Below are 26,177 nucleotides of genomic sequence, written 5' to 3'. Positions count from 1 at the left end.
TAAGTCTCAACTGCCATTTATTCATTGGAAAATGTTTCGCAAATCGATCACGAAATCCTTCAATACATGAACCAAAACGGCGTCATCCCGGTTGTACACTCCATGAAGTTCCAATCTTCCTGTTTTTCCGCGCAAATACACTTCCACCACTTGATTCGCCGGGTCAACGATCCAATATTCCTTCACCCCGGCCCGCTCGTACGCGATCCGTTTGTCCATCCGGTCGATTTTGGCCGTGGCGGGGGACAAGATCTCGACGACCAAATCCGGAGCCCCGACAATGCGGTTTTTTTGAATTTTGTTTTTGTCGCAGATGACGACAAGATCGGGGCATACCCAGTTTCGGACGTTTTCATCCATCCATCCCTTGCGATGATCTTCGAAAAGATACACATCGATCGGGGCGGCCAACACGCGGCAATCCTTCCCACGAAGATGCATCCCGAATTCAATGGAAAGTTGGAGCGAAACTGATTGATGTTCCGGTGTCGGCGACGGCGCCATGCTAATGATGTTCCCATCCAACACCTCGCACCGTTTTCCTTCCGGCCATGTCGCATACTCTTTGTACGTCATAGGGGCCTGTTCCTTTTCTGGTGAACCCATATCCTCCACCTGCCTCCTAATTTTATATTGATTATACATCATCCATTCCTGTGTCTTGAACGATGTTTATTCCTCTTCCCGAACGAGCGGCAGGCGGACGAATACGGTCATCCCGCGTCCAAGGTCGCTGTCGAACCAAATCGCGCCGTCATGAAGAGAGACGATTTGTTTGACGATGGCAAGCCCCAAGCCGGTGCCGCCTTCTTTGCGGGTGCGGGCGCGGTCGACGCGGAAAAAGCGCTGGCCGAGAAGCGGGAGCTGGTCTTTCGGAATTCCTTTTCCCGTGTCTTGGATGACAAGCTCGCCTTCCGCTTCCGACAAGCGGGAAAGCCGCACCGTCACCGCGCCGCCTTCCGGGGTGTAGCGGATGGCGTTGTCGAGCAAGTTGCGCACGACTTGTTCGAGCCGGTCGGCGTCGCCGTTGACGATGATGTCATAGTCCAACTCACACGCCAGCTCGATCCGCTTTTGCGCGGCGATCGGTTCGTACGTGGCGATGACATCTTCGATCACTTGGGCGAACGCCACCGGCGCGCGCTCGAGCGGCACGCTTTGCCCTTCAAGGCGCGCCAGGTCAAGAAGATCGCGCACCAGCCGCTCCATCCGCTCCGTTTCGCGGTGGATGAGGCGAAGGTACGCCTTTTCTTCTTCCTTCGTTTTCGCGAGGCCAGCAAGGAGTGCTTCGCTGTATCCTTTCATATAGCTGAGCGGCGTGCGCAGCTCATGCGAGACGTTCGCTAAGAACTCGCGTTTCCGCTCGTCTTCTTTAGCAATGGCGTCCGCCATTTGGTTGAACGCCTCCGCCAGGCGGCCGATTTCATCATCGCTCCGCACGGGAATGTCCGCTTCGTAGCGTCCTTCCGCCATGCGTTCTGCCGCTTGTTCCATCGCTTGGAGCGGCTCGGTCATCTGCCGCACCATCCGTCGGCCGACAACCAAAAGCGCGGCGGCGAATATGGCGGCCAACGGCCAAAACGCGGCGGCCGCCCGCTTCGTTGCTTCCTGAACGTCGGCTAACGGCAAATACAAGTAAATCGCTCCTTCAAGCCGCTTGCCGTCCAAAAGCGGAACGACGACCGCCATCACGCGGCGGCCGAACCGCTTTTCGTATCCCGTTTTGACAACAGGCTTCCCGGCTAACAGCGTTTCCCGGTCGCGGCCGCTGACTAACGCGTCATAGTGGACCGGAAACGGAAAGCAGGCGCTCAGTTCGCGCGGGTTGTCAATCAACAAGATCGTGGCCGTTGATTTTTCGTCATACCATTCGATTTGACGGCGATATGCCTCCGTCACCGCCCCGCCGCGATAGTCGCGGGCGAGGCTCGTCCCTTCCGCGATCAACGTTCGCTCAACTTCTTTCATGTACACCGTCCGGTAAAAATAATTCAGAAGGCCAAAGGAAAACGCCAGCGTCGCCACGACCGCGGCCCCGATCGCCAGCCATAGTTTTTGTCCTAACCGAAGCCGTTTCATGTTCATCCCTCAAACTTGTAGCCGATGCCCCAGACGGTTTGGATGTGGCGGGCAGCGTCTTTCAGCTTCATACGCAGCGTTTTCACATGCGTATCGACCGTGCGGGCGTTTCCTGTATAATCATATCCCCACACTTTGACGAGCAAATCATCGCGGCTGAACACCTGTCCGCGGTGTTTCGCCAAAAACAGCAACAGCTCAAACTCTTTCAGCGTCAGCTTCACCGCCTCGCCGCCGACGGTCACGGTTCGGCCTTTTTCATCAATGGCCAGGTTGCCAAAACGGAGATGCCCCTCATGTTCAAAACCACGACCGGTCCGACGCAGCACCGCCTCGAGGCGGGCGATGAGCTCTCCTGGGCTGAACGGTTTGACGATGTAATCGTCGCCGCCAAGCTTCAATCCTTTCACTTTATCCCATTCTTCGCCAAGAGCGGTCAAAAACAAAATCGGCACGTCCGACTGCTCGCGGATGCGGGCGCAGACGGCGAATCCGTCCTGTTTTGGCATCATGACGTCCAACAGCACGGCATCAACCGGATGTTGCGAAAGCAGCACCAGCGCTTCTTCCCCGTCCCCTGCTTCGAGGCAGCGAAAGCCGGCGTTTTCCAAATACATGCCAACGAGCAGGCGCATGTCTTCCTCATCATCCACCATTAAAACAACGCGCTCCTTCATGTCCGTCCCTCCCGAATGAATAGCTGCAGCGGGCCGTCTCCCGTCTTCCAGCGGGCGAGCGGGCGCAGCGTCGCCTCATCGACCACGATCATTTCATCGCTGTCATAGCTCGCGATATACAAACGGCCCAACGCCGCTTCCATCGCAAATGGATTGGCGCCGACAGAGATGGAGCCGAGCCGCTTCCCGCTTGGCGAAAATTGATAGACCGTGTTCGAACCGTGGCTTAGCACAAACACGCCGCGGCCTGTTTCGACGAAATCGACCGGCATGACCGGCGCAGCAACCGTCCGCAACAAGCGGCCGTCTCGAAGTGAATAGACATGGATATTGGTCTCCACCTTGCTTCCGCTTCCATGTCCGCCGACCCACAATTCCCCTTGCTGCTCGCGCATCAATCCACCTAACGCCATCTTCGGCACCGAAAATGAGCGAATGACGCGGAGGCGGCTTGCATCAATGACAAAGGCGCGGCCGTCTTGAAAGTCGATGGCATACAGCTCCGTTCCTTGGCGATTGACAAGCAGCGTCATCGGGGAGCGTCCGACCAAAAGGCGGGCGATCTCTTTCCCGCCCCGGCTCACAACGCGCACCGCGTGATGTTCGCTGTCGCCGAAAAACCACGTACGGCCATCCGGGGACGGGGCCGCGCTGACGATGCCGCTTCCCGTTTTCCACTCTGAAAGCGGCTTTCCCGTCGCCAAATCATACCGATATACGCCGTCAAGCTCCCGTCCGTACAAAAGAAGCGTCCGGCCGTCTGGGCTCAACGCCCCTCCTTGAAACGGTTCATTGATGTTCCAACGGGCGATTTTGCTGCCATTTTTCGCGTTCAAAAAGGTGACCGTTCCCGCTTTGACATCGAGGCTGATGACGACAGAAAGCGAATCGGCCACCGGGGGAAACGACGGATGGACGCAGCCGCTTAGCAGAAAGAAGCAACACAACAGCATCCATACGCTCGCTCGTTTCATCTCGTTTTTCTCCTTCGCACGTTCGTTTCTGTCCTCATTATACCTCACATTTGTGAAAGAAGTTTGAAATCGCGCCATGCAAAAACCCCACCGCCAACTCGATGGCGATGGGGGAATCGTTAATAAATCGGCGTGTTGTCTTTGTTCATGTTTTCCAAAATCGCTTTGACGCGGGCGAGGAAGCGGCCGCAAATGAGGCCGTCCAAGACGCGATGGTCAAGCGACAAGCATAAGTTGACCATGTCGCGGATGGCGATCATGCCGTTTTTGACGACGGGTCGTTTGACGATCGTTTCCACTTGCAAAATGGCCGCTTGCGGGTAGTTGATAATGCCCATCGACTGCACCGAGCCGAACGCGCCGGTGTTGTTGACGGTGAACGTGCCGCCCTGCATGTCTTCCGGGCGCAGTTTGCCAGCGCGCGTTTTTGCCGCCAGCTCGGCGATTTCGCGGGCGATGCCTTTGATCGTTTTTTCATCGGCGTGCTTGATGACGGGCACGAACAAGGCGTCATCGGTCGCGACGGCGATCGAGATGTTGATGTCTTTGCGCTGAATGATCTTATCGCCCGCCCACGTCGAGTTCAGCTGTGGAAATTCTTTCAGCGCTTGGGCGACCGCCTTGACGAAGAAGGCGAAATACGTCAAATTGAAGCCTTCACGCCGCTTGAACTCGTCTTTGATCGCATCGCGGTAGGCGACCAGGTCGGTGACGTCGACTTCGACCATCGTCCACGCGTGCGGCGCTTCGTGTTTGCTGCGGAGCATGTTCGCCGCAATCGCCTTGCGCACCGGGGTGACCGGAATTTCGATGTCGCCCGCTCCGGCTTCGACGTTCGGGGCCGCTAGTTTGATCGGCGCTGCCTGCGGCGCGGTTGGCGCGGCCGCGGCAGACGGTTGAGCCGCCGCGGCGGCCGGGGCCGGCTGCTCCGTTCTCGGTTCCGCTTTTGGCGCCGCTTGTTCCGCCGCCGGTGCCGCTCCCGCTTTCGGAATTTGTCCAGACTCAATGAGCTTCAGCAAATCTTTGCGCGTCACCCGCCCGCCAAGGCCGGTGCCTTGGACTTGTTCCAAGTCAATGCCGTGCTCTTGGGCGAGGCGGAGCACGGCCGGCGAATAGCGGCCGTTGTTTGCCCGGCCGGCCTTTTTCGGAGCGGCTGGCTTGGCGTTGTCTTCTGCTTTCGGCGCTTCATCCGCCGGCTTCGCTTCCGAAGCCGGTGCAGCGCCTTCGACTTCGATCGTGCAAATCGGCGCGCCGACTGGGAGCGTCTCCCCTTCTTTGGCGATCAGCTCGCGGATGACGCCGGCAAACGACGACGGAATTTCCGCGCTCACTTTATCGGTGATGACTTCAGCGATCGGGTCGTATTTGTTCACTTTGTCGCCCGGGGAGACGAGCCATTTGCTGATCGTGCCTTCCGTGACGCTCTCCCCAAGCTGAGGCATCGTCAATTGTTCGATGACCACATCGATACCCTCCTATCTTGGCTGCAATGTCTTCGCCGCGGCGCCCCGGCCGCCTGCGGTTCGCCTCAAGGCTTGGCGCGCTCCGCTGCGGACCGGGGTTCTCCGCTCCTCCACTGCTCCTACATTAAAACGCCGCGAGTTCACGCATCGCTTTTTCGACTTTTTCCGGGTTGACCATAAAGAACTTCTCCATCGTCGGCGCATACGGCATGGCCGGAACGTCTGGACCGGCAAGGCGCATAATCGGCGCGTCGAGATCAAACAAACAATGCTCCGCGATAATGGCGGCGACTTCGCTCATGACACTGCCTTCTTTATTGTCTTCCGTAATGAGCAGCACTTTCCCCGTTTTGCTCGCCGCTTCGGTGATCGCTTCTTTGTCAAGCGGGTAGACGGTGCGCAAATCGAGCAGATGGACGGAAATGCCGTCTTGTGCGACGCGTTCGGCCGCCTGCAAGGCAAAATGGACGCACAGCCCGTACGTGATGACCGTGATGTCCTCTCCTTCACGCTTGACATCAGCTTTGCCGATCGGAAGCACGTAGTCGTCCTCCGGCACTTCCCCTTTAATGAGGCGGTAAGCGCGTTTATGCTCGAAAAAGAGCACCGGGTCTTCGTCGCGAATCGCCGCTTTCAGCAGCCCTTTCACATCGTACGGCGTCGACGGCATGACGATTTTCAGCCCCGGCTGGTTGGCGAAAATCGCTTCCACCGATTGAGAATGGTACAGAGCACCGTGAACACCGCCGCCGTATGGGGCGCGGATGACGATCGGGCAGTTCCAGTCGTTGTTCGAGCGGTAGCGAATGCGCGCCGCCTCCGAAATGATTTGGTTGACCGCCGGCATGATGAAGTCGGCAAACTGAATTTCCGCGATCGGGCGCAGACCGTACATCGCCGCGCCGATGCCGACGCCGACGATCGCCGATTCGGCAAGCGGCGTATCAATCACGCGCTCTTCGCCAAACTGCTCGTACAATCCTTGCGTCGCTTTGAACACTCCGCCTTTTCGGCCGACGTCTTCTCCTAACACAAACACGCGCGGGTCGCGCTCCATCTCTTCGCGAATTGCCATCGTAACCGCATCAATATAGGAAATAACAGGCATCGTCGATTCCCCCTTACTCCTCGGCATACACGTAGCGAAGCGCATGCTCCGGCTCGGCGTACGGCGCCTTCTCCGCGTAGTCGGTCGCTTCGTTCACTTCCTTCATGACGCGCGCTTGAATTTCTTCATCCCGTTCATCGGTCAAAACGCCCGTTTCTTTCAAATAGTTGGCAAATGTGATGATCGGGTCTTTGGCGCGCGCCTCGGCGAGCTCTTCTTCCGTCCGGTAGACGCGATGGTCGTCATCCGACGAGTGCGACGTCAGCCGATACGTCACCGCTTCAATCAACGTTGGCCCTTCGCCGCGGCGGGCGCGGTCGGCCGCTTCCTTGACGACGCGGTATACTTCAAGCGGATCGGTGCCGTCGACCGTATAGCCCGGCATGCCGTAACCGACAGCGCGGTCGGACACTTTTTCGCACGCGAGTTGTTTCGAAATCGGCACGGAAATGGCGTACTTGTTGTTTTCGCACATGAAGATGACCGGAAGCTTGTGAACACCGGCGAAGTTTGCCCCTTCATGGAAGTCGCCTTGGTTCGACGACCCTTCGCCAAAGGTGACAAAAGCGACAAAATCTTTCTTTTCCATTTTCGCCGCTAACGCAAAGCCGACCGCATGCGGCACTTGCGTCGTCACGGGCGAGGAGCCGGTGACGATCCGGTTTTTCTTTTGCCCGAAATGGCCAGGCATTTGCCGGCCTCCGGAGTTCGGGTCTTCCGCCTTGGCGAACGCCGCCAGCATCAATTCTCTCGCCGTCATGCCAAATGTCAACACAACCCCCATATCGCGGTAGTACGGCAGTACATAGTCCTTCGTCCGATCGAGGGCGAACGCCGCGCCGACTTGCGCCGCTTCCTGCCCTTGGCACGAGATGACGAACGGAATTTTTCCGGCGCGGTTTAACAGCCACATCCGCTCATCGAGCTTGCGGGCGAGAAGCATTGTTTCATACATTTCCAACACCGTGTCATCGCTTAATCCGAGCGCTTGATGACGGTTTTGCGCCATCACAACAACCTCCCTTAGATTTACATAGTCAACCAATGATCACGCGCCGAGCTCATGCCGCCACGAACTAAAAATGAATCGCTTTGCCATCGACCGCCAGCGCCGCTTCCGCCATGGCCTCTGACAGCGTCGGATGCGGGTGGATCGCATGGGCCACTTCCCACGGAGCCGCATCAAGCACGCGGGCGAGCCCGGCTTCGGAAATCAAATCGGTCACGTGCGGCCCGACCATATGGACGCCAAGCAGATCGTCCGTGTTCCGGTCGGCGATGAGTTTCACAAACCCTTCCGCCTCACCGAACACAAGCGCCTTGCCAATGGCTTTAAACGGAAATTTGCCGACCTTGACATCATAGCCTTTCGCTTTCGCCTCTTGTTCGGTTAAGCCAACCGCCGCCGCTTCCGGACGGGTGTAAATGCAGCGGGGCACCATCGTGTAGTCAATCGGCGCCGGGTTATGCCCGGCTAAATGTTCAATGGCGACAATCCCTTCATGGGCAGCGACATGGGCCAGCTGCAGGCCGCCGATGACATCACCGATTGCGTAAATGTGCGATTCTTTCGTTTGGCCGAACTCGTTTGTTTGAATATATCCCTTCTCCACAACAATTTCGGTGTTTTCAAGACCAATTCCTTCAATGTTCGCCTGACGCCCGACGGAAACGAGCATCTTGTCGGCCGCAAACGTTTTCCGCTCGCCTTGATGCTCCGCTTGGATCGTGACGCCGTTTCCTTTCTCGAGCGTTTCCGCGAGCACCCGCGCTCCCGTGACGATGTTGACGCCGCGGCGGCGGAGCAGTTTTTCCATTTCTTTTGAGACATCTTCATCTTCTGTCGGCAAAATGCGATCGGCATATTCCAGCACCGTCACGTCAACGCCGAAATCATTAAGCATGGACGCCCATTCCATGCCGATCACACCGCCGCCGACGATCAAGATGGACGACGGAAGCACCTCCATTTGCAGCGCCTCATCCGATGTCATCACGAATTCGCCGTCCGGCTCGAGCCCCGGCAGCGTGCGCGGGCGCGAACCGGTGGCGATGACGACGAATTTCGGGACGAGCATTTCGTTTTCGCTGCCGTCGTTCATCTCAACCGACACCGTCCCCGGCAGCGGGGAAAAGATCGACGGGCCGAGCAGGCGGCCGGTGCCGGCGTACACATCGATCTTCCCTTTTTTCATCAAATGCTGCACACCTTTATGGAGCTGGTCGACAATCGTCGCTTTGCGCGCCTGCACTTTCGCGAAATCAAGGCGCACGCCGTCGGCGATGACGCCAAACGCCTCGCCGTTTTTCGTTTGTGCGTACACTTCCGCACTGCGGAGCAGCGCTTTGGACGGAATGCAGCCGGCGTGCAGACACGTGCCGCCGAGCTTCCCTTTTTCGACAACCGCCGTTTTCAAGCCGAGCTGCGAGGCGCGAATAGCGGCCACATAGCCACCCGTGCCGCCGCCGAGAATGACGACATCGTATTCTTTTGCCATCTTGTCTTCCCCTTTCTCATCCGTTGCCGCATCAACGCCGGACTGAAACCGGCGAGGCCGCTTCACCTAAATACGTTTTTTCCTCTTCTTCGCCGCGCAGGACGCGAAGCGCCCCTTCGGCAAGCGCCTGCAGTTCGTTTTCGCCCGGATGGACGATGACATCGGCGATCCATTGCACGCGGCGAGTGATTTGTTCGACAAACGATTTGCCATACGCCAACCCGCCGGTCAAAATGATGGCGTCCACTTTGCCCGCCAATACGGCGCTTGCCGCGCCGATTTCTTTCGCCACTTGGTACGCCATCGCCTCATAGACGAGCTTGGCCTTTTCATCGCCGGCTTCGATCATGTTCTCGACTTTCACCGCATCGTTCGTGCCCAAATACCCGACAAGTCCGCCTTGACCGACGAGCATGCGCATCACTTCCTCGCGATAGTAGTCGCCCGAGAAGCATAGCGCCACCAAATCGCCGGCCGGCACCGTCCCGGCGCGCTCCGGGCTGAACGGGCCTTCGCCGTCAAGCCCGTTGTTCACGTCCACCACCCGCCCTTGCTTATGGGCGCCGACCGTGATGCCGCCGCCCATATGAGCGACGATCAAGTTCAGTTCGTCATACCGCTTGCCAAGCTGCTTGGCGACGCGGCGCGCGACCGCTTTTTGGTTTAGGGCGTGGAAAATGCTGCGCCGCTCAATGAGCGGAAAGCCGCTGATCCGGGCGATTGGCTCAAGCTCATCAACGACGACCGGGTCGACGATAAACGCCGGGATGTTTAAGGCCGAGGCGATCTCATGCGCCAAAATGCCGCCGAGATTGGAGGCGTGCTGTCCCGAATAACCGCGGCGCAAATCTTCAAGCATCGCCTCATTGACGCGGTACGTCCCGCCTTCGATCGGGCGGAGGAGCCCACCGCGGCCGCAGACGGCGTTCAACTTCGATAAATTGATCCCTTCTTCATCGAGAGCTTGCAAAATCGTTTGTTTGCGGAACTCATACTGATCCGCAATCGTTTTATATTGCCGAAGCACGTCCGCCTCATGGCGGATCGTTTTTTCGAGCAATGGCCGTTCGTTTTCAAAGACGCCGATTTTCGTTGACGTCGAACCTGGATTGATCGTTAAAATGCGGAACTTCTGCTCTTGCATCGTTGTCGTCCCTCCGTCATCCGCCGGCGGGGCGGAAGGCCGCCCCGCGCCGCTGTTAGCGGGCGCGACGGCGGCTTAAAATATGGTGACCATTTTGCAAAAATTGACTGCGCGCTTTGCGCATCGTTTCAATCCGTTCTTCTGCCATCCGGTCGGCGGCCACATACGTTGGAATGTTGTCGCGCTTGGCGATGGCAAACACTTTTTCGATGTTGTCATAAATTTGCTCGATTTTTTTCATCGCCCGTTCACGGTTGTAGCCGTACAGTTCGTCCGCGACATTGATGACGCCGCCGGCGTTGATCACATAATCCGGGGCATAGACGATGCCCATTTCATGGATGATGTCGCCATGGCGCGGCTCTTTCAGCTGGTTGTTCGCCGATCCGGCGATCACTTTCGCTTTCAGTTGCGGAATCGTTTGATCGTTGATGATGCCGCCGAGCGCGCATGGAGCAAAAATGTCGCACTCCACGCCGTAAATGTCGTTCGGGTCGACCGCTTTCGCTCCGAATTCCTCGACCGCGCGCGCCACCGCTTCCTTGTTGATGTCAGTCACGATGAGTTTCGCTCCTTCTTCGTGCAAATGGCGGCACAAATGATACGCGACATTGCCGACTCCTTGGACGGCGACGACTTTTCCTTCGAGCGAATCGCTGCCGAACGCCTCTTTTGCCGCCGCCTTCATGCCGCGGTATACGCCGTAGGCGGTCGCCGGCGATGGGTTGCCGGATGAGCCGAATTCGGGCGAAATGCCGGTGACATAGTCGGTTTCTTGATAGATGATATCCATATCGGCGACGGTCGTGCCGACGTCTTCCGCCGTGATGTAGCGGCCGTTCAGCCCTTGAATGAAGCGGCCGAACGCGCGGAACATCGCTTCGTTTTTATCTTTGCGCGGGTCGCCGATGATGACCGTTTTGCCCCCGCCCAAGTTGAGGCCGGCGGCCGCGTTTTTGTACGTCATGCCGCGGGCGAGGCGCAAGGCGTCTTCAAGCGCTTCTTCTTCCGAATTGTACATCCACATGCGCGTCCCGCCGAGCGCCGGGCCGAGCGTTGTGTCATGAATGGCAATGATCGCTTTCAAACCCGATTCTTTATCTTGGCAAAACAGCACTTGCTCATAATCGTAAGTTTCCATATATTTGAACAATTCCATCTCAGATGGCCTCCTTCTTTTCATTTCGCTGCCGAACAGATGGCGAGCGCCAACGAATACAGTTTGCTTTCCGCCGAGTCGGCGCGCGACGTCAAGACGATCGGCGCCTTCGCCCCGGCGATGACCGCGCCGACTTTGGCTTTTGCAAAGTAGACGAGCGACTTGTACAACATGTTGCCGGATTCAATGTCCGGCACGAGCAAAATATCAGCCTGTCCAGCCACTTCGCTTTCAATTCGTTTATGCTTCGCCGCCGTCATGGACACTGCATTGTCCAAGGCAAGCGGCCCGTCAAGCAGGCAATGTTCGATTTGCCCCCGCTTTTGCATCATCGCGAGCGCCGCTGCATCGACGGTTGCCGGCATGGCCGGATTGACCGTCTCCACCGCCGCCAGCGCCGCGACTTTCGGACGCTCGATGCCGATGGAACGCGCCACGCTGACGGCATTGTTCACAATTTGCACTTTTTGCTCGAGATCGGGGGCGATGTTCATGGCCGCGTCGGTCACGATGACCAGCCGTTCGAACTCCGGCACGTCAAACACCGCGACATGGGACAACACCTTTCCTGTGCGCAGCCCGTATTCTTTGTTCAAGACGGCTTTCAGCAAGGTTGCCGTCGGTACGTGCCCTTTCATTAAGGCATCTGCTTCATTCAAATGAACGGCGCGCACCGCCAGTTCGGCCGCTTGGGCGACCGAATTGGCGTGAACGATGTCGACATCGGCAAAACGCGCCCCCCCTTTTTCTTTGAGCAACCGTCCGATTCGCTCCCGGTCTCCGTACAGCACAAACCGGCCGAGGCGATGCTCGAGCGCCATCGCCACCGCTTCGATCACTTCCTCATCCTCGGCGGCGGCCACGGCCACCGTCCGACCTTGACATTGACTTGCTTCCTCGATTAATGTGTTCAACTTCATCGTCTGCACCAACCTTTTCTGCCAATCCGTCGAGGCACTTCTTTATATGCAAAAACCATGCCAATCACCAATACGTGAAAGCGCTTTATGAAATAAAGGCTGTTGAAGTTCGTTTGTGCAATCTTTTTCACTATACGCAAATTATTGCACGCTGTTTTTGTCAATGTTGTATTTTTCAAGCTTGTAGTATAAATTGCGCACCGAAATGCCGAGCGCGCGGGCCGCTGCTGTTTTATTGCCGCGATGACGCCGGAGCGCCTCTTCGAGCAATTGGGCTTCATACCGGCCAAGCATCTCGTCAAGCGGCCGGAACTCCCCTTCCGTTTCGGGGCGAACCGACGGCGCGGCCGACGGCGCGGAAAGCGGCGGCAAATGCGAAATATCGATCATCACTTCATGAAACTTCATGAAAATCATCGCCCGCCCGAGCACGTTTTCGAGCTCGCGGACATTTCCTGGCCAATCATAGGCAAGAAGCTTCACCATCGCTTCATCCGTGACACCTTCGACGTTGCGCCCGTAATCTTGGTTCAGCTTTTGGATCAAATGCCGGCAAAGCGCTGGAATGTCTTCCTTGCGGGCGCGCAGCGGCGGGATGTAAATCGGCATCCGATTGAGCCGATAGTATAAGTCTTCGCGAAAGGCTCCTTCGGCAATCGCTTTTTCAAGGTTGACGTTCGTGGCGGCGATGACGCGGACGTTGATCGGAATCGGCTTCGTCCCGCCGACGCGAACGATCTCCCGCTCCTGCAAAACGCGGAGCAGCTTCGCCTGCGTGCTGGCCGACAGCTCGCCGATTTCATCGAGGAAAATGCTGCCGTTGTTCGCCTCTTCAAACAGCCCGCGCTTGCCGCCGCGCCGCGCACCAGAAAACGCTCCTTCCTCATAGCCAAACAGTTCGCTTTCTAATAATGTTTCCGGAATCGCGGCGCAATTGACACGGATAAACTTGTTATACTTCCGGTCGCTCGCGTTGTGAATGGCGTGGGCGAACAGCTCCTTGCCTGTGCCCGATTCCCCTCGCAGCAAAATCGTCGCCGGTGTTTTCGCCGCCAGTTTCGCCTGTTCAATGGCCACTTTCATTTCTTCCGATTCGCCGATAATATCCGCAAATGAATATTTCGCTTCAAGCGTGCGGATGATTTGCCGCGCCCGGTTGAGTTCAGCCGTCAGCCGCTGGATTTCCGATACATCATGAATGACACCGACGCTTCCTTTGAGCACTCCGTCAACGATAATCGGAGCGACATTGACGATGACATCGCGGTTTTTGGGGCCGACTTTCATGCGCGCGCCGCGCACCGGACGGCGCGTTTTGAGCACTTGCATATGCATGCTTTCCCCTTCCGCGATGTCGGCGGTCGCCGGTTTGCCGATGACATCCTCTTCCGTCAAACCGGTCAGCCTTGTATACGCCGGATTGATTAAAATGCCGTTGCCGTTTTCATCAACGACAGAGATCGCTTCTTCTGATGAATGGATGATCGCCTCAAGCATCATGCGGATTTCCTTTAGGTCGGTGATTTCTTCCGCCAATGCGACGAGTTCGGTAATATCTTTGAACACCGCCAACGCCCCGAACAATTTGCCGCTGTCGTCAATAATCGGGATGCGGGTGGCGATAATTTTTTTCCCGTTGGCCAGCTCCACCTCTTGATGAAATTCCGTCTGCCTCGTTTTCAGCACGCGCGGCAAGCCGCTTGACGGCAAGACGGATAAAATATGGCGGCCGATCACCTCGTCCTTGTCCACTCCGAGAAGCTGGGCGGCGCTTTCATTCATATCGGTAATGTAAGCATATTCATCAACGACAATCATGCCATCGTGGGACGAGTGAAAGATGAGAGCGCGCCGGGCCGCCTCGCTTTTCAACTTGGCGATGAGCGCTTCCTTTTCCTCGACGAGCTCCGCCATCATTCGCGCGACGGCGCTTGGAACGATATTCGCCCCCTTGGGCGCCTGCTGGCGGATTGACTCAAGAACGTCTGCCCTCCCGGTCGTTTCAATAATCAAATCAAGCGGCTCATCCATCCATGGGCGCCAGTCGCGGCCAACCGCAATGCCCCATTTGCGCGCCAATTGCAGCCCCGGGGCGTTGTCATCAACATCAATGACGGCCACGACGTCAAACCCTGACGCTTCATGGAGCAGTTTCAGCAACGAGGTTCCCCGCGAATCCGCCCCGATGATGATCACGTTTTTCATCCTGTTCCCCCACATTTCGTCCTATGCCAAATTTTGCAGACAGTTTTATCATACCCGCTTTTTCGTTCCTTGACAAATGACGGATAACGGTTATGATAATCGGTGAAGTGATTTCTGCTGGGAAAGGGACGCGATCGCGATGGGGCGAATGATTGCGCTGTTCATTTTAGTCGTTCCGGGGCTGGCGGCGGCGCTCGGCATTAAATGGATGCGCGATGCGTTGTTTGGCATCATGCAGCCGCCGTTTGCCGCCTTATGGCTGCAATTTCTCGCCGGGCTTGTGCTGTTTGCGGCCGGGTTGGCGTTTATCGGCGGGTTTTTGCTGCACCGCGACCGAAAACGGAACAAAGTGCAGGCGCGTTTTCAACGAAAACGAAAAACGCCTTGATTCGGAATTAGAAACCATCCATTTCAAGGCAAGCCAAAAAACGCCTTAACGGTTTTCGTTAAGGCGTTTTCTCCTTCCATTCCTTCGCTTGACGCGGATAGTCGGTGAAAATCGCATCCACTTTATAGGCGAACATCGTCTTCGCCGTTTTCGGCTTGTTCACCGTAAAGGGCCGGACTGCGACGCCGCGGCGCCGCGCATCCGCGGCGAAGTCCGCCGTCACCGTTCGGTGGTACGGATGCACCCCGCCTGCGTTCATCGCCTGCACATACGTCCACGGGTCATAGAGCGGCTCCATATAAAGAAGCGCCGTTTCGATCTCCGGCGCCAACTGGCGGCAAAGACGCATGCTGTTATGGTTGAACGACGAGAAAATCGTCCGGTTCTCGAGCCCATAGCGGCGCACAACGGCGATCACCTTTTGCTCAAGCCTTTCATAAGCCACGAGGCTGTTTTTCAGCTCAATGTTGACTAAAAGCCGTGTCGGCGCCAGCCAGGCGAGCACTTCCTCGAGATGGGGAATCGGGCAATGGCCGTAACGGCCGTCCCATTTCGCTGCTGCGTTGAACTTGCGGAGTTCGCGGTATAGGATGTCTTTGACCCAGCCGCTGCCGTCCGTCGTCCGGTCGACCGTTTCGTCATGAATGACGACCGGTTCGCCGTCTTTCGTCAGCTGCACATCGAGCTCAATGCCATCCGCCCCCGCCTTCAGCGCTTCTTCAAACGCTGCCATCGTATTTTCCGGATGGGTTCCCGCCGCTCCGCGGTGGGCAAAAATATATGTCATACCGTTTCTTCCTTTCCCATATAATTCGCCATTTGGCCGACAAAGCTGGCCGAATGCGGCAGTGATCGGTTATACTAAAAGTAATGTATGAGGCACTGGAGGGGAAGATGATGCAGCCGCTGAAAATTTCCTTGGAGACGGCGCAAAAGCTGGCAAAAGCGCTCGGCGTGCCGATCGAGCAAGTGATGCACATGCCGCCGCATATTTTGATGAAAAAATTGCTCGAACTTGAGAAAAAGGAAACAGAGCATGACGAACCGTAGCGGCCCGCCCTCATCAACGGGTGGCTTGGCGTTTCGAGTAGGCGCCCGGCCGCAAAAAAGGCCGGCGCCAAAAAGCCGGTCAACCGCTTTTTCGGCCCGCCTCTTTTGCCTTCACCGCGTTCCGCCCTTTATGACGCTTTATGCTCAAGCCGCAGTTTGTCGGCCACCATGGCGATGAATTCGGAGTTGGTCGGTTTGGCTTTCGAGACGCTGACCGTATAGCCGAACAGCGATGAGATCGATTCGAGATTGCCGCGGCTCCAGGCGACTTCGATCGCATGGCGGATCGCCCGTTCGACCCGGCTTGCCGTTGTGTTGTATTTTTTGGCGATGTCCGGGTACAGCACTTTCGTGATCGAGCCGAGCAGCTCGATGTCGTGATAGACCATGGCAATGGCCTCGCGCAAATACAAATAGCCTTTAATGTGGGCTGGAACGCCGATTTCATGGATGATGCTCGTAATGCTCGCGTCCAAGTTTTTCGGCTTGTTGTTGCGCACTTGGGGCGCCGGGGCTGCTTTCCTCACAACCGGCGTCGTTTTGCCGTAAACTTGCCGAATATGGTGGACTAAGTTTTCCATGTCAAACGGCTTTAAAATGAAATAGGAAGCCCCGAGTTCAACCGCCTTTTTCGTCACGTCTTCCTGGCCGAACGCCGTCAGCATAATGACATTGGGCTGATGTTCGAAGCCGGCGCGGATTCTCTCCAAAACAGCCAGTCCGTCCAAATGCGGCATAATGATGTCCAACAGCAAAATATCCGGCCGCTTTTCCTCAAGCATCTGCAGGCAGTCCTGGCCGTTGTACGCCGTGCCGATCACTTCCATGTCCGGCTGGCTCGAAATATATTCATCAAGCAATGACACCAATTCGCGATTATCGTCGGCAATGCACACTTTAATGCTCAACTTGATCGTCCTCCCCCACATTTTTTTCCTATGTAACTTTCCGTTAACGTACATTCGACAGCAGCAGCAAAAAATCCTTTTCTTTTTCACAAATTAACGCAAAATAAAAATTATAGCAAAAGATGAGCTCTTTAGACAATATTCGTTTTTTTAACCATGTATTTGTCGAAAAATCTTTACATGTTCCATTTTAACGGATGTTTCACCAAATATCTATGCCCAATCGGCAAAATATTTGCCGTCTTTTTTGAAAAATTTTTGGGCTGCAAAAAAGCGAGCTGACTCGCGGTCAGCTCGCCTTTTTTTGACGGCCATATAGATCGATTCCTGCTTCTTGCAGCATCCATTCAATATGGACGCCGTATCCCGATGTCGGATCGTTGACAAACACATGCGTCACCGCACCGACAAGTTTGCCGTCTTGAATGATCGGGCTGCCGCTCATGCCTTGAACGATGCCGCCCGTTTTCTTGAGCAGGCGCGGATCGGTGACGCGGATGACGAGTCCTTTTGTGGCTGGAAACTTTTGTGGAACGTTGCTGACAATTTCAACATCAAATTGCTCCACCTTGTCGTTTTCGACCACTGTCAATATTTTTGCCGGTCCTTCTTTCACCTGGCTGGCCAAAGCGATCGGAATCGGTTTCGTGAATGGGCTGTCCGGCAATGGCTTTGTCAGTTTACCAAAAATGCCAAACGGACTGTTATTCGTCACCGTGCCGATCACCTCTTCGCCATCGGAGAAGCGGGCTAACTTTTCGCCTGGGTTGCCGCTCGTCCCTTTTTCAATGGAGGTGACGGTCGAGCGCATAATTTGCCCATTTTGCACCAAAATCGGCTTTTTCGTATCCATGTCGGAAATGACATGGCCGAGCGCACCGTACGTTTTCGATTTTGGGTCATAGAACGTCATCGTCCCGATGCCGGCGGCGGAATCACGGATATACAAGCCGATGCGGTACACGTCGTCATGCTTGTCTTTCAGCGGAACGAGCTTCGCTGTGACGGAGTGCTGATCGCGCAGAATGGTGAGATGAAGCGGTTTTCCGGTTTTGCCGGCTTCCTCAATGAAAGGGGAGAGATCGCTCATGTTTTCAATTTTTTGCCCGTTAATGGCGGTGATCACGTCGCCGATTTGGATGCCGGCCGCCTCCCCCGGGGACTTCTTTCCGTTTTCTGTTTCGACTAAGTGGTAGCCGACCACAAGCACCCCAACCGTATTGAGTTTGACGCCGATCGATTGCCCGCCGGGGATGACTTTCAGCGTCGGCAGCACGTTGACATCCACTTGTTTAATCGGCATTCCGGCGACCTGCAAAATCAACGTTTCTTCTCCGCGCTGTTTCGCCTTTACAGACAACGAACCGTTTTTTTGCTCAACATTGAGCGTTTCGGGAGCGTTTCGGTCATGGACGGCCGCTTGCACCGGAAGGGATGACGCCCGAAATTCGACCGTATCGCCTTCAAACAGCACAAGCTGCTTTGGAATTTGCCAATATTCTTTCATCGGTTTGGCAAAACCGATCGCCATCAGCATGCCTAGGAGAAGCACTCCTGCTATGTTTCGGGCCATTTCTTTCTTCAATGTCGTTCACTCTCCTCGCTCCCGCCTACACCATACAAAAACGGTTACAGTTTTAATTTTGCCTGAACAGGGGAAAATATAATCGCAACGCTTATAAAAAAAGCTGCCCGGATTGGATGGACTTTCATCCGGGCAGCCCATTGCCTCGCAGCGGGGGCAACGGCCCGACGGGGGGCGGACAGCAAGGCTATCGCTTCATTTTCGCCGCCAGCTCGAGCAGCTCTTTGGCATGCTGCTTCGTCAGTTCGGTCATCTCCACGCCGGAAATCATCCGTCCGATTTCCTTCACCTTCTCCTCCTCGTCGAGCTTTTTCACGGCCGTTTTGGTCCGCGTTCCGTCCGTTTCCTTCACGATCAACAGATGCGTGTCCGCCATGGCGGCGACTTGCGGCAGGTGGGAAATGCAAAGCACTTGCGACTGGCTGGCGATGCGGTAAATTTTTTCGGCGATCGCCTGGGCGACCCGGCCGCTGACGCCGGTGTCGACTTCATCAAAAATAATCGATGTCACGCCTTGGTGTTTCGAAAAAATCGTCTTCAATGCGAGCATAATGCGCGACAGCTCGCCGCCTGAAGCAGTTTTGGCAAGCGGCTTCAGCGGCTCGCCGACGTTCGTCGACAGGTAAAATTCAACAACATCGATGCCGTCTTCCGCAAATTTGACCGGCACGCCGTCGACCAACGGGGCGTCGAGCGGGCCTTCGCGTTTGGCGAAGACGATGTCAAACTGCGTTTTTTCCATGTACAAATCTTTCAATTCTTGCTGAATGCGCTCAATCAGCTGCCGGGCGTACGCCTGGCGGATGCTGGTCACCTTTTTCGCCTCGGCAAGCAATTTGCCGGTCACGTCGGCAAGCTGCCGCTCGAGGTCGTGCACATGCATGTCGCGGTTTTCAATCGTCTCGATTTCTTCGGCGATCGCTTCGGCATACTGCAAAATATCGGCGATCGTCGCTCCGTACTTCCGTTTTAATTGCTGGATTTCCGCGAGGCGGCTTTCAATGGCGTCAAGCCGCATCGGATCGTATTCAAGCTCCTCAAGTTGGTCGCGCAGCCTATACATGACTTCCTCGAGCAAATAGTAGCTGTTGGCCACCATTTCATGCGCCTCTTTAAGTTCCGCGTCCATCGCGGCGACGTCCTCGAGATGTCCCATCGCCTGGCCGACCGAATCCAAGCCGCGTCCTTCGCCGGCGAGCGCTTCGTAGCTATGCTGAATGGCTTGATAAATTTTTTGGAAATTCACAATCCGCACTTTTTCTTCCATCAGCCGCTCGTCTTCGCCAATCTCGAGCCCGGCTTGTTCGATTTCGCGCAGCTGAAACGTCAGCAAATCGAGCCGATGCGCCATTTGCTGCTCATTTTCACTCAGCTTTTTCAACTTTTTTACCAACGCTTCACGCTCTTCATACAGAGCGCGATAACGCGCCAGCGCCGCCGCCGTTTCCGCGCCGCCAAACTCATCGAGAAGCGGCAGATGGCGGGATGGATCCATCAGCTCTTGATGCTCATGCTGACCGTGAATATCGACGAGCGTCGAACCGATGTCGCGCAGCACGGCGGTGGTGACGAGCTTGCCGTTGATGCGGCAGATGCTTTTGCCGCTCGCCAAAATGTCGCGGCGGAGCACCACCATCCCATCGCTGACATCAACGCCAATGTCCGCACATTTTTGGCAGCATGGATGGCGGTCGTCATCAAGCAAAAACAGCCCTTCGATTTCGGCCTTCTCTGCGCCGAAACGGACGAACTCAGACGAACCGCGCCCGCCGATGAGCAAATGAATGGCGTCGATGATGATCGACTTGCCGGCCCCTGTTTCGCCCGTCAACACCGTCAGCCCTTTATCAAACGACAACGAGAGCGATTCGATAATCGCGAAATTTTTAATCGACAGTTCAGCGAGCATTCCATCCTCCCCTTGAACGCTGGAATGGCGCCTGCCTTGTCCAGGCTGCCTTAATGATAAAACACGTGTTCACATTCCAACAAAGGACCGTCCCCGTTTGTTCCTCTCTCTGACGCAGAGGAAAGTCGGGCCGGTCCTCGGTTAAAGCATGGACAGCAGCTGGTTCGACACTTTTTTGGCGTCTTTTGGCGTCCGGCAGATGATTAAACACGTATCGTCGCCGCAAATCGTACCGACGATTTCGTCCCAGTCCAAGTTATCGAGCAGAACGCCGATGGCGTGGGCGTTGCCCGGCAGCGTCCGCAGCACGAGCAAGTTTCCGGTTCCGTCAAGCTTAATGAACACGTCAACGAGCGCCCGCTTCAGTTTTTGCCGCGGGTTGAAGCGCTGATCGGACGGAAGGCTGTACTTATAGCGGCCGTTGGCCATCGGCACTTTGACAAGCTGCATCTCCTTAATGTCGCGCGAGACGGTCGCCTGTGTGACGTTGAAGCCGGCTTCCCTCAGCCGGTCGACCAGCTCGTCTTGCGTCTCGATGTCGTTGTTCATGATAATCTCGCGAATTTTAATATGCCTTTGCCCTTTGTTCAAATCGCGCCACCTCCTCGTTCCCTAAGATGCGCAGTCGCGGCCCCGTCCGGCTGGGGGCGGGACTTCTTTCCGACGGTTGCTTAGGCGCCGTTTTCTTCCCCCTCTTTAAGGCTGAGGCGGGCGTGCGCTTCGCTGACGACGTCTGCAATCGGCTTGGCGAGCCGGTTTTCGCCTTCCCGCTCTTCGCCGGAATAGACGGCATGAAGCAAAAACTCGATATTGCCGTCGCCGCCGGTGATCGGCGAGTACGACAAATGAAGAACATCGAACCGTTCCGCGCAGGCAAACTGAACGATCGACTCCAGCACGTCGCGATGAACGGCCGGATCGCGGACGATTCCTTTTTTGCCAACCTTTTCTTTCCCTGCTTCAAACTGCGGTTTGACAAGCGCAATAACATCGCCGCCTGGAACGATGACCGTCTTGACGACCGGCAAAATGAGCCGAAGTGAAATAAACGACACATCGATGACCGCCACTTCCGGCAGCCCTTTTGTAAACAAATCCGGCGTCGCGTAGCGGAAGTTCGTCCGCTCCATGACGACGACGCGCTCATCTTGACGCAGCTTCCAGGCGAGCTGGTTGTAGCCGACATCGACCGCATAGGACAGTTTCGCCCCATGCTGCAAGGCGCAATCGGTGAAGCCGCCGGTCGAGGCGCCGATATCGAGGACAATTTTTCCTTTAACGCTGATCTGAAATTCGCGCAACGCTTTTTCGAGCTTCAAGCCGCCGCGGCTGACGTACGGGAGCGGGTTGCCTTTCACTTCAAGCGGGATATCCGTTGGCACTTTCTCTCCGGGCTTGTCGAGCCGGATGTCGTTCGAGTAGACGAGGCCGGCCATGATCGCCCGCTTCGCTTTTTCACGCGTTTCCGCCAGCCCGCGTTCAACAAGCAGCACATCGAGCCGTTCTTTTTTCCCTTTCATCGTCTCAAGCCCTTTTCTGTTTTCTTGGCGCCATCGTTTTAATGCGGTCAACGATATGCGCGGCTGTCAGCCCAATTTCGCGCAGCAGCTCGCTGACGCTTCCGTGCTCAATAAACCGGTCAGGGATGCCCATCCGCTCGATCACCGCCTGATGGTAGCCGCGGTCATGGGCAAATTCAAGCACGGCGCTGCCAAAGCCGCCCTGCAGCACAGCTTCCTCGATCGTCAAAATCGGCAGGCGGCTTTCGAGCAGTTCAAGCAGCACCGCTTCGTCCATCGGCTTAATAAAGCGGGCGTTGACGACTTTGACCGAGACGCCTTCTTTCGCCAATTGGTCGGCAGCCTCAAGGGCCATGGAGATCGTTGTCCCAAACGTCAAGATCGCCGCATCGCGGCCATCGCGCAGCACTTCCCACGTGCCGATCGGAATCTCTTTCAGCTCCTCGTCAAGCGGAACGCCCAGGCCGTTTCCGCGCGGGAAACGCATGGCAATCGGCCCGTCATCGTAGCGGATAGCCGTATACACCATGTGCTGGCCTTCATTTTCATCTTTTGGCATCATCAGCACCAAGTTCGGCACATGGCGCAAAAAGGCGATGTCAAACACCCCCTGGTGCGTTTCGCCGTCGGCGCCGACAAGCCCGGCGCGGTCAATGGCGAAAAAGACGTTTAAGTTTTGCCGGCATACGTCATGGACGACTTGGTCGTACGCGCGCTGCAAAAACGTCGAATAAATGGCCAAAAACGGTTTCATCCCTTGCGTCGCCAGCCCGGCCGCCAGCGTCGTCGCATGCTGTTCGGCAATGCCGACATCAAACATCCGATCCGGAAATTCGCTTGCAAACCCTTCCAGCTTCGATCCGACCGGCATCGCCGGCGTAATGGCCACGATGCGCGGATCCGTGCGCGCGAGCCGGCGCACCGTTTCGCTGACAAGCGCGCTCCACGACGGCCCGGCTTCCTTCGTTTTCACAAACGCACCAGTTTCAATTTTGTACGGGCCGGTGCCGTGCCACGTTCCCACTTTGTCGTTTTCCGCCGGACTGTAGCCTTTCCCTTTTTTCGTGATCACATGCACGAGCACCGGACCTTTCATTTTCTTCGCATAACGCAAATTTTCAAACAGATCATCAAAATCATGACCGTCCACCGGTCCTAAATACGTAAACCCGAGCTCTTCGAAAAACACGCCGGAAACGAGCAAGTATTTTAAACTGTCTTTCAAACGTTCGGCCGTGGCCGCCAGCTTGCCGCCGACCGCCGGGATGCGCTTGAGCAACAATTCAAGCTCATCTTTCACCCACTGATATTTGCCGGCTGTTCGCAACCGTCCGAGGATGTTGTGCAGCGCCCCGACGTTCGGGGCGATCGACATTTCGTTGTCATTTAAAATGACAATCATATCCGTTTTTTCATGGCCGATATGGTTGAGCGCCTCGAGCGCCATGCCGCCGGTGAGCGCCCCGTCGCCGATGATCGGCACGATGTATTCATCCGTCCCTTTTAAATCGCGGGCGATCGCCATGCCCATCGCTGCCGACAGCGACGTTGAGCTATGGCCCGTTTCCCACACGTCATGCTCGCTTTCGCTCCGCTTCGGGAAGCCGGACAACCCCTTGTACTGGCGGAGCGTGTCGAACTCAGCGGCGCGCCCCGTCAAAATTTTATGCACATACGCTTGATGCCCGACATCCCAAATGAGTTTGTCTTTCGGGCTGTCAAACTCCCGGTGCAGGGCGATCGTCAGCTCGACGACCCCTAAATTTGGGCCGATGTGTCCTCCTGTTTTGGACAGCTTTTCAATTAAAAACCGCCGAATCTCGGCGCTTAACTGTTTCAGTTCCGGAATGGACATCGTTTTTAACACGCGCGGATGTTCAATTTTCGTCAAATCCAAATGAGATCACTCGCTTTCATTCGGTCATTCTCCGAGCCGATTCCCTAGAATACAGGTAGTATTATTATACATGATTCGCCACGAAAAATCGACTTTTGCCGCCAACGCCGGCCTTGGCGCCACTGTATGGCCGCGGCGCGAAGATGAAAGACCCATCATGGGGAGGAAGCAAAAAAGCAACACAGCCGCCCTTGCTCCGAAGCAAGGGCGGCCGTTCCGCTTTTAATGGTCGCGGGCGGCGACCAGTTCGCAAATATAGGCGAGCGCGGCGCCGTCAACGTCGGCGTGCCGTAAATGGCGCTGCGCCGCCTCGATATGGAACGCCAACTTTTCCTTCGCGCCGGCAAGCGACAGCAGCGCTGGATACGTCGCTTTGTTGTTGCTTTGGTCGCTGCCGACCGGCTTGCCGATTTTTTCTTCTGCCCCTTCAATATCGAGAATATCATCGCGAATTTGAAAGGCAAGGCCTAGATGGGCGGCGAATTCGTCAAGCTCCCGCGTTTGCCGGGCATCAGCGCCGCCGATCAAGGCGCCGGCGTGCACGCTGTATTGCAGCATTTTCCCGGTTTTATGCCGATGGATGTATTCGAGCTCCGAAAGCGTCAGCGTTTTCCCCTCTCCTTCCATATCGGCTGCCTGACCGGCGACCATCCCTTCCGGACCGGCCGCTTTCGCCAGCCGTTCGATGAGCCGAAGCCGGACGGAAGGAGGGATGCGCTCATCGTCGATTTCGGCGATCAATTGAAACGCGTACGTCAACAACCCGTCCCCCGCCAAGATGGCCATCGCCTCGCCGAACACTTTATGGTTCGTCGGCTTGCCGCGCCGCAAATCATCGTTGTCCATGCTCGGCAAATCATCATGGATCAAAGAGTACGTATGGATCATTTCAATCGCGCAGGCGACGGGCAATCCGACCGCCGGGTCTTTGCCGAGCGCCCGAACGGTGGACAGAAGCAGCAACGGACGGATTCGTTTGCCGCCGGCCTCCAACGAGTACGCCATCGCCTTTTTCAGCTTCTCCGGCCCTTCTAAGCGCTCTATATAACAGGAGAGCGCTGTTTCCACCGCCTGTTTTTGCTCGTTGAGAAACTGTTCAACTGAAAGCTGCGCCACCGCTTACTCCTCCTCCGGCGAAAAAGGCACGAGCTGACCGTCTTCGCGCAACATATACTCGAGCTGTTTTTCGACGTGCTGCAGTTTATCATGGCAAAGTTTCGACAGCTTCATGCCTTCTTGAAAAAAGACGATCGCCTCTTCAAGCGGCACATTTCCTTCCTCGAGCCGTTCGACGATTTCCTCAAGCTTTTTCATCGCTTCTTCAAACGTCAGCTCTTTTTCTTCGCTCATATTGTTTTCTCCTCCACTCCCGTCACTTGACAATCGACTTGTCCGTCTTGAATCCGGATGGACAGGCGCTCGCCGACCTGAAGCTGGCCGATTCGTTTGACAAGCTCGCGCCGCTCATTGTACACCAAACTGTAGCCGCGCTCCATGATGCGGAGCGGACTGAGCGCCTCAAGCCGCGCGACATGGGAACGAAAGCGGAGCGCATGGCGCTCTAAGGCGGTGCGCATCGCTTTTTCAAGCGCGCCGGCAGCCGCTTTTTGCCGCTCCTTCATCCGCTCAAGCTCGGCCGCCGGGTGATGGCGCCACAGCCGCAGGCGCAGCTCACGCCATTGTTGGCGCTTCTTGTCGAGCAACCGTTCGCGCTGGCGGGCGAGCCGGTCGAGCAACACGTCAAGCTGCTGCTCTTTTTGTTCGTACAGCCGCCTTGGATAGCGGAAAGCGTACGATGCTTGAAGCCGCCGCAACCGTTCCTGGCTGGCAGCGAGCTGTTCTTTCATGGCGCGGATCATCCGCCATTTCCGCTCGGCGAGCCGCTCAGCCAGCTCCCCGACGTGCGGCGCAGCCAGTTCTGCTGCCGCCGTCGGTGTCGGCGCCCGCAAATCGGCGACAAAATCGGCGATCGTAAAATCGGTCTCATGGCCGACGGCGGAAATGACCGGCACGCGCGAAGCAAAGATGGCGCGGGCGACGATTTCTTCGTTAAACGCCCACAATTCTTCAATCGAACCGCCGCCGCGGCCGACAATGAGCACGTCAACCCCGCCGAACTCATTTGCCCGCTCGATGGCGCGCACGATTGACAGCGCCGCCCCGTCGCCTTGGACGAGCGCCGGAAACAAAATGATTTTCGCAAGCGGATAGCGGCGGCGGATCGTCGTCATAATGTCGCGCACCGCCGCTCCGGTCGGCGATGTAACAACGCCGATGCAGCGCGGAAACGCCGGAAGCGGCTTTTTATGGACGGGAGAAAACAGCCCCTCCGCCTCGAGCCGCTGCTTCAGCTGCTCATACGCCAAATACAGGCGGCCGATGCCTTCCGGCTGCATTTCTTTTACATATAGCTGGTAGTTCCCATTCGGCTCATAGACGGAAATTTCCCCACGCACAAGCACGTTCATCCCATCTTCGGGACGGAACGGCAAATGTTGATTGTAGCCGGCAAACATGACCGCGGCAATGCGCGCCTGGCTGTCTTTTAAGGTAAAATACATATGGCCGCGCGAATGCTGCTTAAAGTTGGAAATTTCACCTTTCACCCATAAATCGCGCAAATGCGGGTCGACGTCAAATTTGCGCTTAATGTATTTCGTCAGCGCCCCGACGGTGACGTATTTCACTTCCAT

At 56.3% G+C, this 26,177-nt stretch carries 25 protein-coding genes; 3 read left to right on the top strand and 22 right to left on the bottom strand.

The genetic code is table 11. The features are described 5' to 3' along the window. Positions 1-21 precede the first annotated feature (21 nt). The 12 genes from CV945_RS03345 to CV945_RS03290 form a co-directional block, all read right to left on the bottom strand. On the bottom strand, positions 22-606 hold the full coding sequence (locus CV945_RS03345) for a Uma2 family endonuclease (RefSeq protein ID WP_011231854.1): 585 nt from the start codon (positions 604-606) through the stop codon (positions 22-24). A 66-nt stretch (positions 607-672) separates the two neighbouring features. Next, the gene (locus tag CV945_RS03340; RefSeq protein ID WP_031206535.1) at positions 673-2,079 is read right to left on the bottom strand and encodes a sensor histidine kinase; all 1,407 of its coding nucleotides are present in this window, start codon (positions 2,077-2,079) and stop codon (positions 673-675) included. A gap of 2 nt (positions 2,080-2,081) precedes the next feature. After that, the gene (locus tag CV945_RS03335) at positions 2,082-2,756 is read right to left on the bottom strand and encodes a response regulator transcription factor (RefSeq protein ID WP_100659116.1); all 675 of its coding nucleotides are present in this window, start codon (positions 2,754-2,756) and stop codon (positions 2,082-2,084) included. Beyond that, entirely contained in the window at positions 2,753-3,730 is a 978-nt protein-coding gene (locus CV945_RS03330) for a YncE family protein (protein WP_100659115.1), read from the bottom strand. The genes CV945_RS03335 and CV945_RS03330 overlap by 4 nt, the downstream gene beginning before the upstream one ends. A gap of 119 nt (positions 3,731-3,849) precedes the next feature. Continuing rightward, positions 3,850-5,193 (bottom strand): dihydrolipoamide acetyltransferase family protein, encoded by a 1,344-nt coding sequence (locus tag CV945_RS03325; RefSeq protein ID WP_100659114.1) that lies wholly within the window; start codon positions 5,191-5,193, stop codon positions 3,850-3,852. A gap of 124 nt (positions 5,194-5,317) precedes the next feature. Continuing rightward, positions 5,318-6,301: an alpha-ketoacid dehydrogenase subunit beta gene (locus tag CV945_RS03320; protein WP_100659113.1), complete on the bottom strand. Its 984-nt coding sequence runs from the start codon at positions 6,299-6,301 to the stop codon at positions 5,318-5,320. A gap of 13 nt (positions 6,302-6,314) precedes the next feature. Further along, positions 6,315-7,310, bottom strand: coding sequence for a thiamine pyrophosphate-dependent dehydrogenase E1 component subunit alpha (locus tag CV945_RS03315; RefSeq protein WP_033009435.1), 996 nt, complete (start codon positions 7,308-7,310; stop codon positions 6,315-6,317). A gap of 67 nt (positions 7,311-7,377) precedes the next feature. Beyond that, on the bottom strand, positions 7,378-8,799 hold the full coding sequence (gene lpdA, locus CV945_RS03310; RefSeq protein ID WP_100659112.1) for a dihydrolipoyl dehydrogenase: 1,422 nt from the start codon (positions 8,797-8,799) through the stop codon (positions 7,378-7,380). 31 nt (positions 8,800-8,830) lie between these two features. Further along, positions 8,831-9,943, bottom strand: a complete 1,113-nt coding sequence (buk, locus tag CV945_RS03305) for a butyrate kinase (RefSeq protein ID WP_100659111.1) — start codon at positions 9,941-9,943, stop codon at positions 8,831-8,833. A 55-nt stretch (positions 9,944-9,998) separates the two neighbouring features. Continuing rightward, complete coding sequence (locus CV945_RS03300) at positions 9,999-11,102, bottom strand: leucine dehydrogenase (RefSeq protein ID WP_033009431.1); 1,104 nt, start codon at positions 11,100-11,102, stop codon at positions 9,999-10,001. 20 nt (positions 11,103-11,122) lie between these two features. Further along, entirely contained in the window at positions 11,123-12,022 is a 900-nt protein-coding gene (gene yqiS / locus CV945_RS03295) for a phosphate butyryltransferase (protein WP_047818681.1), read from the bottom strand. A 141-nt stretch (positions 12,023-12,163) separates the two neighbouring features. Then, the gene (locus tag CV945_RS03290) at positions 12,164-14,227 is read right to left on the bottom strand and encodes a sigma-54 interaction domain-containing protein (protein WP_100659110.1); all 2,064 of its coding nucleotides are present in this window, start codon (positions 14,225-14,227) and stop codon (positions 12,164-12,166) included. Between the two features lie 139 nt (positions 14,228-14,366). On the opposite strand from CV945_RS03290, the gene CV945_RS03285 reads away from it, so the two are divergent. Next, positions 14,367-14,615 carry a DUF2627 domain-containing protein gene (locus CV945_RS03285; protein ID WP_033009427.1) on the top strand — a complete coding sequence of 83 codons (249 nt, stop codon included), beginning with the start codon at positions 14,367-14,369 and terminating at the stop codon, positions 14,613-14,615. Positions 14,616-14,673: 58 nt separating this feature from the next. Here the strand turns inward: CV945_RS03285 and CV945_RS03280 are convergent, their stop codons facing one another. Next, entirely contained in the window at positions 14,674-15,402 is a 729-nt protein-coding gene (locus CV945_RS03280; RefSeq protein WP_033009425.1) for a glycerophosphodiester phosphodiesterase, read from the bottom strand. Between the two features lie 110 nt (positions 15,403-15,512). On the opposite strand from CV945_RS03280, the gene CV945_RS03275 reads away from it, so the two are divergent. Further along, positions 15,513-15,665 carry a YycC family protein gene (locus CV945_RS03275; protein ID WP_064502501.1) on the top strand — a complete coding sequence of 51 codons (153 nt, stop codon included), beginning with the start codon at positions 15,513-15,515 and terminating at the stop codon, positions 15,663-15,665. Positions 15,666-15,793: 128 nt separating this feature from the next. On the opposite strand, the gene spo0A is transcribed toward CV945_RS03275, so the two are convergent. The 6 genes from spo0A to dxs all read right to left on the bottom strand — a co-directional run bounded on the left by spo0A (position 15,794) and on the right by dxs (position 23,484). Further along, complete coding sequence (gene spo0A / locus CV945_RS03270; RefSeq protein ID WP_100659109.1) at positions 15,794-16,573, bottom strand: sporulation transcription factor Spo0A; 780 nt, start codon at positions 16,571-16,573, stop codon at positions 15,794-15,796. A gap of 289 nt (positions 16,574-16,862) precedes the next feature. Continuing rightward, on the bottom strand, positions 16,863-18,158 hold the full coding sequence (spoIVB, locus tag CV945_RS03265) for a SpoIVB peptidase (protein ID WP_082825805.1): 1,296 nt from the start codon (positions 18,156-18,158) through the stop codon (positions 16,863-16,865). A 187-nt stretch (positions 18,159-18,345) separates the two neighbouring features. After that, positions 18,346-20,067, bottom strand: coding sequence for a DNA repair protein RecN (recN, locus tag CV945_RS03260; RefSeq protein WP_033009423.1), 1,722 nt, complete (start codon positions 20,065-20,067; stop codon positions 18,346-18,348). Between the two features lie 141 nt (positions 20,068-20,208). Continuing rightward, positions 20,209-20,658 carry a transcriptional regulator AhrC/ArgR gene (gene ahrC / locus CV945_RS03255; RefSeq protein WP_033009420.1) on the bottom strand — a complete coding sequence of 150 codons (450 nt, stop codon included), beginning with the start codon at positions 20,656-20,658 and terminating at the stop codon, positions 20,209-20,211. 80 nt (positions 20,659-20,738) lie between these two features. Beyond that, complete coding sequence (locus tag CV945_RS03250) at positions 20,739-21,587, bottom strand: TlyA family RNA methyltransferase (protein WP_033009419.1); 849 nt, start codon at positions 21,585-21,587, stop codon at positions 20,739-20,741. Between the two features lie 4 nt (positions 21,588-21,591). Next, complete coding sequence (dxs, locus tag CV945_RS03245; protein WP_033009418.1) at positions 21,592-23,484, bottom strand: 1-deoxy-D-xylulose-5-phosphate synthase; 1,893 nt, start codon at positions 23,482-23,484, stop codon at positions 21,592-21,594. Between the two features lie 70 nt (positions 23,485-23,554). On the opposite strand from dxs, the gene CV945_RS17000 reads away from it, so the two are divergent. Then, positions 23,555-23,710 (top strand): hypothetical protein, encoded by a 156-nt coding sequence (locus CV945_RS17000; RefSeq protein WP_157807505.1) that lies wholly within the window; start codon positions 23,555-23,557, stop codon positions 23,708-23,710. Here the strand turns inward: CV945_RS17000 and CV945_RS03240 are convergent. From CV945_RS03240 to xseA, 3 genes are read right to left on the bottom strand one after another with little or no spacing between them, the layout of a single operon-like run. Further along, positions 23,707-24,600 (bottom strand): polyprenyl synthetase family protein, encoded by an 894-nt coding sequence (locus tag CV945_RS03240; protein WP_033009416.1) that lies wholly within the window; start codon positions 24,598-24,600, stop codon positions 23,707-23,709. The two genes, CV945_RS17000 and CV945_RS03240, sit on opposite strands and share 4 nt — an antisense overlap. Positions 24,601-24,603: 3 nt before the next feature. Continuing rightward, positions 24,604-24,834 carry an exodeoxyribonuclease VII small subunit gene (locus tag CV945_RS03235; protein WP_033009414.1) on the bottom strand — a complete coding sequence of 77 codons (231 nt, stop codon included), beginning with the start codon at positions 24,832-24,834 and terminating at the stop codon, positions 24,604-24,606. Continuing rightward, positions 24,831-26,177 (bottom strand): exodeoxyribonuclease VII large subunit, encoded by a 1,347-nt coding sequence (xseA, locus tag CV945_RS03230; protein WP_044743181.1) that lies wholly within the window; start codon positions 26,175-26,177, stop codon positions 24,831-24,833. The genes CV945_RS03235 and xseA overlap by 4 nt, the downstream gene beginning before the upstream one ends.

The organism is Geobacillus sp. Manikaran-105 (assembly GCF_002809955.1).
Lineage (GTDB): Bacteria > Bacillota > Bacilli > Bacillales > Anoxybacillaceae > Geobacillus > Geobacillus thermophilus.
The sequence above is the reverse complement of the archived record's forward strand: the minus strand, read 5'-3'. Positions and strand labels throughout refer to the sequence as shown.

Coding starts and splice junctions, on each gene's coding strand:
- CV945_RS03250 (WP_033009419.1), bottom strand. CDS start 21,587: ATGAAAGGGAAAAAAGAACGGCTCGATGTGCTGCTTGTTGAACGCGGG.
- buk (WP_100659111.1), bottom strand. CDS start 9,943: ATGCAAGAGCAGAAGTTCCGCATTTTAACGATCAATCCAGGTTCGACG.
- CV945_RS03345 (WP_011231854.1), bottom strand. CDS start 606: ATGGGTTCACCAGAAAAGGAACAGGCCCCTATGACGTACAAAGAGTAT.
- CV945_RS03280 (WP_033009425.1), bottom strand. CDS start 15,402: ATGACATATATTTTTGCCCACCGCGGAGCGGCGGGAACCCATCCGGAA.
- CV945_RS03335 (WP_100659116.1), bottom strand. CDS start 2,756: ATGAAGGAGCGCGTTGTTTTAATGGTGGATGATGAGGAAGACATGCGC.
- CV945_RS03300 (WP_033009431.1), bottom strand. CDS start 11,102: ATGGAATTGTTCAAATATATGGAAACTTACGATTATGAGCAAGTGCTG.
- xseA (WP_044743181.1), bottom strand. CDS start 26,177: ATGGAAGTGAAATACGTCACCGTCGGGGCGCTGACGAAATACATTAAG.
- CV945_RS03275 (WP_064502501.1), top strand. CDS start 15,513: ATGCAGCCGCTGAAAATTTCCTTGGAGACGGCGCAAAAGCTGGCAAAA.
- CV945_RS03290 (WP_100659110.1), bottom strand. CDS start 14,227: ATGAAAAACGTGATCATCATCGGGGCGGATTCGCGGGGAACCTCGTTG.
- yqiS (WP_047818681.1), bottom strand. CDS start 12,022: ATGAAGTTGAACACATTAATCGAGGAAGCAAGTCAATGTCAAGGTCGG.
- CV945_RS03235 (WP_033009414.1), bottom strand. CDS start 24,834: ATGAGCGAAGAAAAAGAGCTGACGTTTGAAGAAGCGATGAAAAAGCTT.
- CV945_RS03330 (WP_100659115.1), bottom strand. CDS start 3,730: ATGAAACGAGCGAGCGTATGGATGCTGTTGTGTTGCTTCTTTCTGCTA.
- CV945_RS03320 (WP_100659113.1), bottom strand. CDS start 6,301: ATGCCTGTTATTTCCTATATTGATGCGGTTACGATGGCAATTCGCGAA.
- CV945_RS03315 (WP_033009435.1), bottom strand. CDS start 7,310: ATGGCGCAAAACCGTCATCAAGCGCTCGGATTAAGCGATGACACGGTG.
- CV945_RS17000 (WP_157807505.1), top strand. CDS start 23,555: ATGATTCGCCACGAAAAATCGACTTTTGCCGCCAACGCCGGCCTTGGC.
- CV945_RS03340 (WP_031206535.1), bottom strand. CDS start 2,079: ATGAAACGGCTTCGGTTAGGACAAAAACTATGGCTGGCGATCGGGGCC.
- recN (WP_033009423.1), bottom strand. CDS start 20,067: ATGCTCGCTGAACTGTCGATTAAAAATTTCGCGATTATCGAATCGCTC.
- CV945_RS03285 (WP_033009427.1), top strand. CDS start 14,367: ATGGGGCGAATGATTGCGCTGTTCATTTTAGTCGTTCCGGGGCTGGCG.
- lpdA (WP_100659112.1), bottom strand. CDS start 8,799: ATGGCAAAAGAATACGATGTCGTCATTCTCGGCGGCGGCACGGGTGGC.